General features: G+C 73.0%; 12 protein-coding genes. 6 read left to right on the top strand and 6 right to left on the bottom strand.

Going from position 1 to position 13,110, the window contains the following annotated elements; translation table 11 throughout:
* A complete protein-coding gene (locus tag GE300_RS15700) occupies window positions 1-1,362 on the top strand; it encodes a formimidoylglutamate deiminase (protein WP_154447754.1) in 1,362 nt (453 codons plus the stop codon).
* Window positions 1,359-2,060, top strand: a complete 702-nt coding sequence (locus GE300_RS15695; RefSeq protein WP_154447752.1) for a GntR family transcriptional regulator — start codon at window positions 1,359-1,361, stop codon at window positions 2,058-2,060. The genes GE300_RS15700 and GE300_RS15695 overlap by 4 nt, the downstream gene beginning before the upstream one ends.
* 287 nt (window positions 2,061-2,347) lie before the next feature.
* On the opposite strand, the gene GE300_RS15690 is transcribed toward GE300_RS15695, so the two are convergent.
* Entirely contained in the window at window positions 2,348-4,354 is a 2,007-nt protein-coding gene (locus tag GE300_RS15690) for an MASE1 domain-containing protein (RefSeq protein WP_154447750.1), read from the bottom strand.
* 273 nt (window positions 4,355-4,627) lie between these two features.
* The gene (locus GE300_RS23150) at window positions 4,628-5,008 is read right to left on the bottom strand and encodes a ThuA domain-containing protein (RefSeq protein ID WP_233417081.1); all 381 of its coding nucleotides are present in this window, start codon (window positions 5,006-5,008) and stop codon (window positions 4,628-4,630) included.
* A 147-nt stretch (window positions 5,009-5,155) separates the two neighbouring features.
* Between GE300_RS23150 and GE300_RS15680 the strand changes: the two genes are divergently transcribed.
* Both GE300_RS15680 and GE300_RS15675 read left to right on the top strand, forming a co-directional pair.
* Window positions 5,156-6,241: a Gfo/Idh/MocA family protein gene (locus GE300_RS15680; RefSeq protein ID WP_154447748.1), complete on the top strand. Its 1,086-nt coding sequence runs from the start codon at window positions 5,156-5,158 to the stop codon at window positions 6,239-6,241.
* 338 nt (window positions 6,242-6,579) lie between these two features.
* A complete protein-coding gene (locus tag GE300_RS15675; RefSeq protein WP_154447746.1) occupies window positions 6,580-6,990 on the top strand; it encodes a hypothetical protein in 411 nt (136 codons plus the stop codon).
* A gap of 19 nt (window positions 6,991-7,009) precedes the next feature.
* On the opposite strand, the gene GE300_RS15670 is transcribed toward GE300_RS15675, so the two are convergent.
* The 3 genes from GE300_RS15670 to GE300_RS15660 are packed head-to-tail and all read right to left on the bottom strand — an operon-like array spanning window position 7,010 to window position 9,185.
* Entirely contained in the window at window positions 7,010-7,813 is an 804-nt protein-coding gene (locus tag GE300_RS15670; protein ID WP_154447744.1) for a metal ABC transporter permease, read from the bottom strand.
* Complete coding sequence (locus tag GE300_RS15665; protein ID WP_154447742.1) at window positions 7,813-8,676, bottom strand: ATP-binding cassette domain-containing protein; 864 nt, start codon at window positions 8,674-8,676, stop codon at window positions 7,813-7,815. The genes GE300_RS15670 and GE300_RS15665 overlap by 1 nt, the downstream gene beginning before the upstream one ends.
* Window positions 8,673-9,185, bottom strand: a complete 513-nt coding sequence (locus GE300_RS15660; RefSeq protein WP_154447740.1) for a Fur family transcriptional regulator — start codon at window positions 9,183-9,185, stop codon at window positions 8,673-8,675. Before GE300_RS15660 ends, GE300_RS15665 begins: the two co-directional genes overlap by 4 nt.
* Before the next feature lie 76 nt (window positions 9,186-9,261).
* On the opposite strand from GE300_RS15660, the gene GE300_RS15655 reads away from it, so the two are divergent.
* Entirely contained in the window at window positions 9,262-10,269 is a 1,008-nt protein-coding gene (locus GE300_RS15655; protein WP_154447738.1) for a zinc ABC transporter substrate-binding protein, read from the top strand.
* A gap of 86 nt (window positions 10,270-10,355) precedes the next feature.
* Here the strand turns inward: GE300_RS15655 and GE300_RS15650 are convergent, their stop codons facing one another.
* Window positions 10,356-11,498, bottom strand: coding sequence for an NAD(P)H-dependent glycerol-3-phosphate dehydrogenase (locus GE300_RS15650; RefSeq protein ID WP_154447736.1), 1,143 nt, complete (start codon window positions 11,496-11,498; stop codon window positions 10,356-10,358).
* 510 nt (window positions 11,499-12,008) lie between these two features.
* On the opposite strand from GE300_RS15650, the gene GE300_RS15645 reads away from it, so the two are divergent.
* Window positions 12,009-12,920 (top strand): UTP--glucose-1-phosphate uridylyltransferase, encoded by a 912-nt coding sequence (locus tag GE300_RS15645; RefSeq protein WP_154447734.1) that lies wholly within the window; start codon window positions 12,009-12,011, stop codon window positions 12,918-12,920.
* Window positions 12,921-13,110 lie beyond the last annotated feature (190 nt).

The raw sequence follows: 13,110 nt of genomic DNA, 5'->3' as shown, positions 1-13,110 counted from the left end.
ATGACGACGATCTGGGCAAGGACCGCGCTGACGCCCGTGGGCTGGCAGGAAGATGTCCTGATAACGATCGGGGATGATGGGAAAATCCGCGACGTCTCTGCCGGGCAGCCGGCGCGGGGGCAGCGCGTCGACTGCCTGCTGCCGACACCGGTGAACTGCCACAGCCACGCCTTCCAGCGCGCGATGGCGGGCCTGACCGAACGGCGCGGCCCCGACCCCAGCGACAGCTTCTGGACCTGGCGGCGGCTGATGTTCCGCTTCCTCGACCGGCTCGACCCCGATCAGGTCGAGGCCATCGCCGCCTTCGTGCAGATGGAGATGCTGGAGGCGGGCTACGGCACCAATGTCGAGTTCCACTACCTGCACCACGGCCCGGGCGGCGTGCCCTACGCCGACCTCTCCGAAATGGCCGGGCGGATCGCCGCCGCCTCGGCCACCACGGGCATCGGCCTGACGCTGCTGCCGGTGCACTACCAGTTCGGCGGCTGCGACCGCCGCGCGCTGACCCAGGGCCAGGCCCGGTTCGGCAACGACCCGGACCGCTTCGCGCGGCTGGTCGAGGGCTGCGCCGCGGCGCTGGCTGGCCTGCCCGCCGACGCGCGCCTGGGCGTGGCGCCGCACAGCCTGCGGGCGGTGGCGGCGGACACGCTGGCCGCGACCGCGCGGCTGGTCCCGGACGGGCCGGTGCACATGCACCTTGCCGAACAGCCCGGCGAGGTGGACGAGATCCTCGCCGCGCACGGCAGGCGGCCGGTGGAGTTCATGCTGGACAGCGGCCTGCTGGACCCGCGCTGGTGCGTGATCCACGTCACGCAGATGACCCCGGACGAGACCGCGGCGCTGGCCGCGACCGGCGCCGTCGCCGGGCTGTGCCCGATCACCGAATCGTCGCTGGGCGACGGCATCTTCGACGGCGTGCGCTACCTGTCGCACGGCGGGCGGATCGCCGTCGGCTCGGACAGCAACATCCGCATCTCGCTGGCCGAGGAGCTGCGCACGCTGGAATATTCGCAGCGCCTGCGCGACGGCGCGCGCGCGGCGCTTGCGACCGGCGCGCAATCGACCGGGCGGCGGCTGTTCGAGGCGGTTGCCGCCGGCGGCGCGGCGGCGGCCGGGCGGGATACCGGCCGCATCGCCGCCGGGCACTGGGCGGACCTGCTGGCGCTCGACACCTCGGCCCCCGACCTCGAGGGGCTGAGCGGCGATCTGCTGCTCGACAGCTTCGTCTTCGCTGCGGGCGAGGCGGTCGCCGATGTCTGGGCGGCGGGCCGCCACGTCGTGCGCCAGGGCCGCCATGCCGCGCACGACGCGATCGCCGCGCGCTACCGCGACGCGGTGCGCGGCCTGAGGGCGGCGCTATGAGCGAGCGGCCCGCGCACGGCTGGCAGACGGTCCGCGAGGAGGTGCTGCGCCGCATCGCCGAAAAGATCTGGCGGCCGGGCGATCCGATCCCCAACGAGGCCGATCTGGCCGCCGAGCTGGGCTGCGCGCGGGCGACCGTGAACCGGGCGCTGCGCTCGCTGTCCGACGACGGGCTGCTCGACCGCCGCCGCAAGGGCGGCACGCGCATCGCCCGGCAGCCGGTCGGCCGGGCGACGATCGAGATCCCGCTGATCCGCACCGCGATCGCCGAACGCGGCGCCCGCTACGGCTATCGGCTGATCGAGCGGCAGGAAGCCGTGGCCCCGGGTGCGGTCTCGGCCGCGCTGGGCACCGCCGCGGACGCGGCCTTCCTGCACGTGGTCTCGCTGCACCTGGCGGACGAGGCGCCCTATGCGCTGGAGGACCGCTGGATCGTGCTGGGCACCGTACCCGAGGCGCGGGACGAGGGATTCGAGGCGATCAGCGCCAACGAATGGCTGGTCCGCCACCTGCCGTTCACCCGCGCCGAGTCGGAATTCTCGGCGGTCCCGGCCGCCGCCGCCCGGAGCGGCGCGCTGGACACCGCACCGGGCGACGCGCTGATCGTGCACCGGCGCCGGACCTGGCTGGGGGACAAGCCGATCACCCAGGTCGACATGACCTTCGCGCCGGGCCACAGGATCCGCACCCAGCAATAGCCGGAACGGGCGCGCGCTGATGATGGAGGCGAAGCGCCCGGACTGCGTCCCGCCCCCGACGGTCGGCCGCCGGCGCCGCCGCACGCCGAACGGGAAGATCGGCATGTTGCCGGTCACGAACGTGGGGACCGAGACGCGCGCCGGCATCGCCAGCAGGATCGTCAGGCTCACCCCACCCTCCGGCCCGCGCGCGATCGGGTCGTCGCCGGCAGCGTCGTTCGAACGGGAAACGGTATCGGCGGATCGCCGCGGCAGGATCCCGGCCCGCCGGTCCGCCTTTCGCGCCGTCAGGCTGGCCCCTCGCGGCCGGCGGGGGATCGCAGCGCCGACAGCGGGCAGCGCAGCTGCCAGACCAGGCCGGCGGGCGCGTAGTCGATGCTGACCTCTCCCGACACCGCCGTTGCGGTCATCGCGTCGAGAACCGTGGTCCCGAAGCCGCATGTTTCGGGCTCGGCCACCTCCGGTCCGCCGGTTTCGCGCCAGCTCATGCAGAAGGTGTCCGCGTCGACGGCCCACGAGATCTCGACGCGGCCGGTTTCGGTGCTGAGGCTGCCGTACTTGGCGGCGTTCGTCGCCAGTTCGTGCAGCGCCATGCCCAGCGCCTGGGCGGCGGCCGGCGGCACGGTGACCGGCGGGCCGGACAGCACGAAGCGGCCGCCGGTCGCGCCGAAATGCTGAAGCTGCCCGCGCACGAGGTCCGGCAGGGCGACGTGCTGCCATTCGCTTTTCACCAGCAGGTCCTGGTTCGCCGCAAGCGCCTGCAGCCGTTCGCGGAAGGTCCTGACGAATTCGTTCGGCGAGCGGGCGGCGGTCTGGCGCGCGATCACCTGGACGATCGTCATCAGGTTCTTGCTGCGGTGGTGGACCTCGCGCGTCAGCATCTGCCGCACCTCGTCCGAGCGTCTGCGCGCGGTGATGTCCTGGATGATCTTGATCAGATAGGCGATCTGGCCGTCGGGATGGCGGACGCAGCTGACCGTGGTGTGCGCCCAGACCGGCACGCCGTCCTTGCGGATGTAGCGCTTCTCGAGCTCGTAGTCGTCGGCCGCGCCGGACTCCAGCCGGTCCCAGGCCGCATCGCCCAGGGCCCGGTCGTCGGGATGGGTGAACCGGTCGATCGAATGCCCCTCCATCTCGTCCGGGTCGTAGCCGAGCATCTTCGCCAGGCTGTCGTTGACGCGCATCAGATTGCCGTCGCCGTCGACGATGCTGATGCCGACGCCGGCGTTCTCGAACGTCGCCTTGAAGCGCCGCTCGGCGGCCTCGATCGCGCGGGTCCGCTCGGCCACCCGCGCCTCGAGTTCGGCGTTGGCGCGGGCCAGTCCGGACACGGCCTGGCGCTGCTGCCGCATGATGGCGGCGACGATCAGCCCGGTCGCGGCGGCGACCAGCAGCTGCGCCTGCAGCCGGGCGTGCAGCAGCGCCACGTCCGCGGCCGGGACCTGCGCGGTGTCGATGGTCTGCGCGTGGACGCCGATCGCGAGCGCCAGCCCGAGCACGGCCAGCGCGGTGCCGCGGAACTCGAAGCGCAGCGCCGCCCACAGCACCGGCAGCGGCAGCAGGAAGGCGTGGGCGGCACCGGTGATCATTTCCCACGCGCTCAGCCCGGCCAGCACCAGCCCGATGGCCGCGCCCTCGAGAAGCTGCGCAGAGGTCGGCCACGCCCCGTCGCGCCAGACGTTGATGGCCGAGATGACCAGCGGCGTGGCGATCAGGATCCCGGTCGCGTCGCCAAGCCACCAGATCGGCCAGGTGGTGGCGAACGGGTTCTTGCCGACGATCGCGTCGATCGCGCTGCCCAGCGTCGCGCTGACCACCGGCGCCGCCAGCACCCCGATGCCGAGAAAGGCCAGCACCATCGGCAGCGTCGCCAGCCGCCGCACCGGTGTCCGCAGATAGGGCGCAAGACAGAACGCCGCCGCGGTGACCGCCGCCGCGTTCGCGGCGACATAGCCGAGCGCCCAGCCGAGCGGGTTGTGGAACCAGAGCAGGTTGCCGGTCAGCTCGCCCGCGGCGCCGACCGCCAGCCACCACGGCCAGCTCTGCCGCGGCTGGGTCAGAAGCATCGCCAGGATCACCCCGTTCGGCGGCCAGACCGTGATCGGAATCCCCGGGATCACCATCAGCCAGCGGCCGAACGCCGCGCCGAGCATGTAGGCGACGAGGAACGCGGCCAGCGCCGCGCCGTCGGGTCGGCTGGACGCGAGCCGCCACGTCTGCGGCGGCCGGCGGCGCGCCTGAGCTTCCGGCGAAACCGATGCGGACGCGGGCGCCAGGCGCTGTGAGCGGTTCAATCCCGTCCCCCTCTCGATTTCCGCCACCCGGGCCGGCGCGTTCGCGGCCCGAGGCGGTGCAAGCTATCCAAGGTGGCCGCTGGCATCAAGCGCAACGATCCCGCTGGCCGCTGCGGCGGGCGCGAAACGGGCAGCGCCCCGACCGCGCCTGCCGCATGCGGTGCGTGGCACGGATTCACCGTCTGCGACCATTGTAGAACGCTGACAAATACACAGATCCGGGCATGTGGGAACACGATTCACCGGGTCCAGATAGACGGCCCCCCCCGCGCTTCAAGGGCAGCCCGGCCCTGCCCGCGCGTGACACCGACGCCGAACGGCGCCGGGACCGGCGGCCGGCGCCCCGGCCGGTCCCCGGCGCCGCCGGCTCCGGGCGGTGCGCCCGGGCGCGTGATTCGGCCCCGGACCGGGGGCGAACGCGCTCAGGCAGGCCAAAACCGGATCGTCCGGGTCCGCCACGTCGACCCGGTAGTCGATGATCCCGCCCGGGTGCGCCACCCACTGCCCGCCGCACATGAACTGGTAGCCGACGGCCTCGCGGAACCCGTCGCACATGCCGCCGTGGCAGCCGGCCGGGCCGACGCCGCCGCGCACGGCGGCGGTCAGGTTGTCCACCTCCGCGCGCACGATCCCGGACATGGTGCAGTTCGGCACGATCAGGCTCAGCCCGCCGGGCCCCTGCCCGGCGGCGAATCCACGCCGCCGGAACCCGCGCCGCGATCGCAGGTGACCGCGCGCCGATCGTCGACGATACTCGCGCCGTGACCGCAGCCGGCGGTGGGAACATCAGGGAGGACATCGGTGAGCAGGATCGGAATCGGCATCGTGGGCTGCGGCGAGGCGGCGCAGATCATCCACATTCCCGCGCTGCAGCAGCTGCGGGACAGGTTCGAGATCACCGCGCTGTGCGACGTCAGCCCGCGCGTGCTGGACGGCGCCGCGCGCCAGGTCGGCAACGGTGCGGCCACCTATGCCGACCACGCCCTGCTGGCGGCGGACGACGCGGTCGACGCGGTGCTGGTGGCGAACCCGGACGTCTTTCACGCCGAGACCGCGATTGCCGCGCTGGAGGCGGGCAAGCACGTGTTCCTGGAGAAGCCGATGTGCATGACCCTTGCCGAGGCCGATGCGCTGGCCGCGGCCGAGCGGCGCAGCGGCCGGCTGGTGCAGGTGGGGTACATGCGCCGCTACGCGCCGGCGCTGGTCCGGGCCGCCGAGCTGGTGGCGGCGGCGCGTGGCCGGATCCGCTTCGCCCGGGTGCAGGACATCCTCGGGCGCAACGCTCAGTTCATCGACGACACCTCGGCGGTGATCCGCGACGCCGACCTGCCGCAGGCGACCCGCGCCGCGTTCGCCGCGCGCCAGGACGCCGGCTTCCGCGCGGCGATCGGCACCGACAGCGGCGACCTGCGCAACAGTTACACGCTGCTGCTCGGGCTCTCCAGTCACGACATCTCGGCGATGCGCGAGCTGCTCGGCCGGCCGTTGCGGGTGCTGCACGCCACCTCGCGCCACCAGGGGCGGGTGATCACGGCGGTGTTCGACTACGGCGATTTCGTCTGCGAGTTCGCCACCGGCATCGACGAGATCGCCCGCTTCGACGCCTACATGGAGGTGTTCGCCGAGGACGTCGTGATCCGGGTGGACTACGAGACGCCGTATATCCGCAACCTGCCGGCGCGGCTGCGGGTCACGCGCCCCGATACCGTCCACGGCGTGGCGGAGACCGTGTCCTTTCCCAGCCGGCTGGACAGTTTCGTGATCGAGTGGACGGCGTTCCACCGGAAACTGACCGAGGGCCGCACGCCGAAGACCTCGGTCGCGGACGCACGCGCGGACCTGGAGATCTTCCAGGAGATCATCGGCCACCTCAGGGCGCAGGCATGACCGGCCCCGCGGCGGCGCGGCTTTCGCCCGGCACGCGGGGCGCCGGGGCGAATCGCTGCGGCGCGGATTGCGGCCGCGGATCCGGCGCCCCAACGAGCCAAGGCATAAACCCCGGTTAGAAGCCGCCGCGGTTTCGCCGCAGTTCCGTACATATTCCCATATCTGGACTTGATGACCCCGCCCGGTGCCCACACCCTGAAGGCAGCTGGATGGTGGGGGTAGACATGAAGATGACCGCATTCGGCCGGCAGAGTTCCGCGTCTCGTCACGGGTTGTCTTCGGTAACTGGTTCGCGTTCTGCACGGCAGGACAACAATGGCCGCACCGCGGTGGGAAGGATGCGCGATGGGGCGCGCATCGCCCTGATCGCCCCGGTGCAGGTCTCCGCCGGGTTGGCGGCGTCGGTGGGACGGCGCGCCCGGCGGCTCACCGAAAGCCGGTCCGGGGCGCTGCGGATCGCGCCGCGCATCCGCCGCAGCTGGACCCGGGCCCTGGAACGCATGGGCCGCGAGGAAGTGCGCTACGCCCTCGAGCTGTCGGCGCTGAGCATCGGTTTCGGCGAGGACCGGGTGCGCTTCGTCGACGTCGGGCTGACCTTCGGCGCCGACCGGTTCCCGACCCGCTCGTTCGTCGAGACCTGGCTGGGCGACGGCGACGAGGACGAGGCGGGCCGCTGGCGGATCCGCGTGATCGTGGTGTTCGGCTTCGCCGCATTGCTGGCGATGATACTGGGCGTGGCCTCGGGCTGAGCCCGTCCTGCGGCGGGCTTCAGAACCAGGACCCTCGCCGCAGGACGGGCCGGACCGCCTGCACGACGACGAACAGACCCGCCGCGGCCGACACGATCGTCGGCCCGGTCGGGCTGTCGAGCCGCCACGACGCCCAGATGCCCAGCCCGACGGCGGCGACCGACAGCGCGGTGGCGATCAGCGCCATCGCCTCGGGGGAGCGCGCCAGCGGCCGGGCGGCGGCGGCGGGGATCACCAGCATCGCGGTGATCAGCAGCGCGCCCACCACCTTCAGCGCGACCGCGACCAGCAGCGCCAGCGCGCAGGTCATCAGCAACTGCTCGCGCCGCGGATCGAAGCCCGCGGCCTGCGCCAGTTCGGGGTTGACCGTGGCGGTCAGCAGCGCCGACCAGCGCCAGGCCAGCCCGCCGAGAATCGCCAGCGCGCCCAGCCAGATCACCACCAGATCGGACCGTCCGACGGCAAGGATCTCGCCGAACAGGAAGCTCTCGACGCTGACCGAGGCGGGTGCGGTCAGCGCGATCGCCACCAGCCCCAGCGCCAGCCCGGAATGCGCCGCAACCCCCAGCAGCGTATCGGCGCCGTAATAGCGCCCGCCGAGACCCGAGACCGCCAGCGCCACCGCCAGCGCCGCCGCCAGCACCCCGGCCAGCACCGGGATCTGCAGCGCCAGCGCCAGCGCCACGCCCAGGATCGCCGCGTGGCTGGTGGCATCGCCGAAATAGGCGATGCGGCGCCAGACCACCAGGCAGCCCAGCGGCCCGGCGGCCAGCGCCACCGCCAGCCCGGCCAGCGCCGCGCGCAGCAGGAAATCGTCCAGCATCAGCGCCCCGCCCCTTCAAATCCCGCCCCTTCGGATACTGTCCCTTCGGAGTCGGCCCCTTCGGAGTCGGTGTCCGGGCGCGCGTGCGCCGGCCCGTGGTCGTGATCATGCCCGTGGCCGTGATCATGCTCGTGGCCGTGGTCGTGATGGTGATCATGCGCGTGCTGGTACAGCGCCAGTGCGCCGCCGGTGCCGATGCCGAACAGCGCCCGGTATTCCGGCGCGTCCGACACCGCCTGCGGCGCGCCCTCGCAACAGATGTGGCCGTTCAGGCAGATCACCCGGTCCGAGGCGCTCATCACCACGTGCAGATCGTGGCTGACCATCAGCACGCCGCAGCCGAGCGTGCGGCGCACCTCGTCGATCAGCCGGTAGAACGCCGCCTCGCCGGGCTGGTCAAGGCCCTGCGTCGCCTCGTCCAGGATCAGCAGGTCCGGCGCCCCCAGCAGCGCCCGCGCCAGCATCACCCGCTGGGTCTGCCCGCCGGACAGCGCCGCCACCTGGCGCCCGGCGGCGCCGGCCATGCCGACCCGCTGCAGCGCGCGCGCGGCGGCGTCGGCGGGCACCCGCCGCGGCAGGCCCAGGAACCGGTCCACGGTCAGCGGCAGCGTCGGGTCCAGCCGCAGCTTCTGCGGCACATAGCCCAGCCGCAGCCCCGGCGCACGCCGCAGCCGGCCGGCGGTCGGCACCAGCGCGCCGATCAGCAGCCGCAGCAGCGTCGTCTTGCCCGAGCCGTTGGGGCCGACGATGGTCACCACCTCGCCGCGGCGCAGCGTCAGGTCGATGTCCCACAGCACCCGCTGCCCGCCGCGGTCCAGGCGCAGGCCCTCGGTCCGGATCAGCGCGTCCGCGGGCAGGGTCATGCCGGCTCCGGCGCGCAGTCGGGGCACAGGCCCACCGCCTCGATCGAGCTGCGCTCGAGGGTGAAGCCGGCCTCGGCGGCGGCGGCGTCCAGCGCGGCGCGGGCGGGCGGCAGCTCTGTCTCCTCGACCCGGCGGCAGAGGCGGCAGATCAGGAACGCCGGGCGGTGCGCGCCCCGGTGCGCGCAGGCGATGAACGCGTTCAGCCGGTGGATGCGGTGCACCACCCCGGCCGCGACCAGGAAGTCGAGCGCGCGGTACGCCACCGGCGGCTGCGAGCCCAGCCCCTCGTCGCGCAGCCGCTCGAGCACGTCGTAGGCGCCGACGGCGCGGTGCGCCTCGGCCAGGATCTCGAACACCCGGCGGCGCACCGGGGTCAGGCGCAGGTTGCGGCGCGCGCAGTCGGCCTCCAGCCGTTCGGCCGCCCGCGCCACGCAGGCGCGGTGATCGTGGGCGGCGAAGGCGGTGGCCTCCAGTCCGGTCCGCTTCCCGGTATCGTGCGCGCTGGTCATCGGCCCCTCTTGTAATACTATAACATATCATCTAGCTGTCACGCCCCGAGGATGCAACCGCCAGAAGGATCGCCCGATGCGCACCGCCGCCCCCTTCCTGACCGCCCTTCTGCTCGCCGCCACCGCCCAGGCGCAGCCGCCGCGGGTGGCGGCGGACATCGCCCCGGTGCACAGTCTGGCGGCGCAGGTGATGGCGGGGTTAGGCACGCCCGAGCTGATCGTGCCGCCCGGCGCCTCGCCGCATCACTACGCGCTCAAGCCCAGCCAGTCCGGCGCGCTGGCCAGGGCCGAGCTGCTGATCCGGGTCGGCGGCGGCTACACCCCCTGGCTGGAGGACGCCGCCGCGGCGCTGGCCCCGGACGCCGCCGCGCTGGTGCTGCTGGACGCGCCCGGCACCGCAGTGCTGCCGCTGCGCGAGGACGTGGTGTTCGACACCGCGCCGAACGACACGCCAAACGACACGCCGCAAGACACTGCGCAAGACCCGGCGCAAGACCCGGCGCGCGAGGCGGCGCAGGGCGCCGCGCACGAGGAAACCGCGAACGGCCGCGATCGCGAGGATCTGGCCGCCGACCCGCACGCCTGGCTGGACCCGGGCAACGCCGCCGCCTGGACCCGCGCCATCGCCGAGGCGCTGGCGGCGGCCGATCCCGCCAATGCCGCCACCTATCGCGCCAACGCCGACGAGGCCGTCGCGGCGCTGGAGGCGCTGGACGCCGAGCTGCGCGCGACGCTGCGGCCGGTGGCCGGCCGGCCCTATGTCGTGCTGCACGACGCCTTCCAGTATTTCGGCGCGCACTACGGCGTGGACGCGCTGGGAGCGATCGCCGCCGGCGACAACGCCGCCCCCGGCCCGCGACGGATCGACGCGATCCGCGACACCGTCGCCGATCACGGCGTCACCTGCATCTTCGCCGAGCCGCAGCAGGACACCCGGCTGATCGACCTGGCCGCCGAGGGCGCCGGCGCGCGGGTCGGGCGGCTCGACCCGCTGGGCGCCGGGATCCCGACCGGGCCCGGACACTATGCCGCGACGATGCGCGCGCTGGCCGACGGCCTGGCCGGCTGTCTGGCGCAGGACTGAAGCCGGAGCGGCGCGCGGCGACGGAGACCCGCGGGAACGCGGCGGGTCCCGATCGCGGCGCAGCGCGACTGCGGACCGGCCCAAGGTCAGCGGGTCTCGCCGGCGAAATCCGGGATCGCCGACAGGTCGGCCGGGTGGTCGATGTAGATGTCCAGCATGTTCGGCTCGGCCTCGAGCGGGCTGGACCAGAGCCGGGCGAAGGTCTCGCGCAGCGGCGCGCCGTCGTGCAGCACGGCGTGCACCGCCTCGCAGATCGGCATGCGCACGCCGATGCGGCGCGCCAGGTCGATCACCGAGACGGCGTTGACCTCGCCCTCGACCACCACCGGGCGGCCGTCGAAGCACTCGGCCCGCGCCAGCCCCTGCCCCAGCTGCACCCCCAGCGACATGTTGCGCGAGGTCTGCGACGAGCAGGTCAACGTCAGATCGCCCGCGCCGGACAGGCCGGTGACGGTCTCGCGCCGGCCGCCCAGGGCCTGGGCCAGGGTCTTCATCTCGTTGATGCCGCGGGTGATCAGCGCGGCGCGGGTGTTCTCGGCGAAACCGGCGCCGGTCATCATCCCGCAGGCGATGGCGATCACGTTCTTGACCGCGCCGCCGACCTCGACCCCGGTCAGATCGTCCGAGATGTAGGGCCGGAACACCGGCGAGCTGAGCGTGTAGGCCAGCCGCACCGCGGTCGCGGCGCGCGGCTTCAGCCGGTCCTCGTAGGTGAACGGGAACGCCACGGTGACGGCGGTGGGAAAGCCCTTCGCCGCCTCGTGCGCGAAGGACGGGCCGGACAGCGCGCCGACCGGGTGGCCGGGCAGTTCCTCGGTCACCACCTGCGCCAGCAGCAGGCCGGTGTGGACCTCGATGCCCTTGGCGCACAGCGCGATCGGCACCCGCGCCGGCAGGTGCGGGCGCAGCCGGGCGCACATCTCGCGGACCGTCGCCGACGGCGTCACCAGCAGCACCGCCTGCGCGCCGTCCAGCGCCCGGCCCAGATCGTCGGTGGCGGCGATTCCCGCGGGCAGCGCGATGCCGGGCAGGTACTTGTCGTTGCGCCCGCCGCCGGCGATCGCGGCGCAGACCGCGGCGTCGCGGCCCCACAGCCGCACCTCGCGCCCGGCGCGGCGCGCAACCGCGGCCAGCGCCGTCCCCCAGGCGCCGCCGCCGATGACGGCGACGCGCGCATAGGGGTGCGGCTGCGTGGAAGCGCCGCCGGCCGGAGGGGGATCGGTGACCATTTTCGGGCTCGCCTGTTGACCTTGTCCGGAGTCGATCTTGATGCCTCGGAAGCGTGGCTGGCAAGGCCGCACGCGAACCCTGGCCCGCGGCGGCACAGAACCTCGACCTAGCGGCGGCGGCCGTCCGGTCAAGCGCCTTCTCGCATGTGCAGCAAGCCGCGCGGGAGGGCCTGTGGCGGATTTTCGAGCAGATTTCGGAAAGCGGTCGGGGATCCCGGCTATGGCGGCAGGTTTTTTGCCGCTAGCATCGGGTGTCCGGGAACTTACACCGCACTTTGCGGTTTAACGTCCGCCTTCCATGCACCGCTCCATCCACGAATCCCGGATGGGGCGGAGATCTTCTGTTGCTACTGCTTATTTTTTGCTCAGATGCAGAAATATGACTATTTTCAAGCCGTTTCCTTGACTTGTAATCAGAGCGGCGTACCGTCAGTCAGTGCCGCGGTTCCTTGCATTGCAGCAATGCCGACCGCACCCGGATCGACACAGCTGAGGAGCAGCCGCACCGTCATGGCAAAGACCACGATCGAGACAGCCATCTTCCCCGTGGCCGGGCTCGGAACCCGGTTCCTGCCCGCCACCAAGGCCACGCCGAAAGAGCTGCTGCCGGTCATCGACACGCCGCTGATCCAGTTCGCCATCGACGAGGCCCGCGCCGCCGGGATCCGGCGCATGGTGTTCGTCAGCCATCCGTCGAAGTCCGCGATCGAGCGGCACGTGATGGCCGACACCGAGCTGGAGAAGACGCTGCGCGCGCGCGGCAAGGACGGCATCGCCGACGATCTGGAGGAGGCGGCGGTCCGCGCCGAGCGCGAGGAGGTCGCGTTCGTGATGCAGCCCGAGCCGCTGGGCCTGGGGCATGCCGTGCTGTGCGCGCACGCGCATGTGCGGCCGGGTCCGGTCGCGGTGATCCTGCCCGACGATCTGATCCTCGGCCGCCCCGGCTGCCTGGCCGAGATGCTGGCCGCCTACGATCCGGCGCGCGCCGGGCACATGGTCGCCACGATCGAGGTGCCGCGCGACCAGGTGTCCAGCTACGGCGTGCTGGCGCCGCTGCGCCGCGCCGGCCGGCTGCTGCTGGCCGAGGGCATGGTCGAGAAGCCCGAGCCCGAGGTCGCGCCGTCGACCGCCGCGGTGGTCGGCCGCTACCTGCTGGACGCGCGCATCTTCGACGCGCTCGAGACGCAGGAGCCGGGCGCGGGCGGCGAGATCCAGCTGACCGACGCCATCGCCCGCGGCGTCGGCGAGATCGGGCTGGCCGGATTCGCGTTCTCGGGCCGGCGCTTCGACTGCGGCTCGAAGGCCGGGATGCTGGCGGCGACGCTGCACCTGGCGGCGCAGGACGCACAGTACCGCGAGGTTCTGCAGGACTTCGTCGCCCGCAACCTTGGCGCCGATGCCGCCGACGCCGCCGTCGCCTGAGCGATCCCGAAGGGCCGGGATCGGTGCCGCGTCGCGCGGCCGGTTCCGACAGGGGCCGTCACAAGGGCCGTCGCCGATCGGCGCTGAGCTGCAGGGGCTGATCTGCAAGGAAGGTGGCGCGGTTGACGGGGCTCGAACCCGCGACCTCCGGCGTGACAGGCCGGCACTCTAACCAACTGAGCTACAACCG

Origin of the sequence: Halovulum marinum (assembly GCF_009697225.1) — a bacterium.
Lineage (GTDB): Bacteria > Pseudomonadota > Alphaproteobacteria > Rhodobacterales > Rhodobacteraceae > Halovulum > Halovulum marinum.
This window is presented reverse-complemented; position numbering and strand designations above follow the sequence as displayed.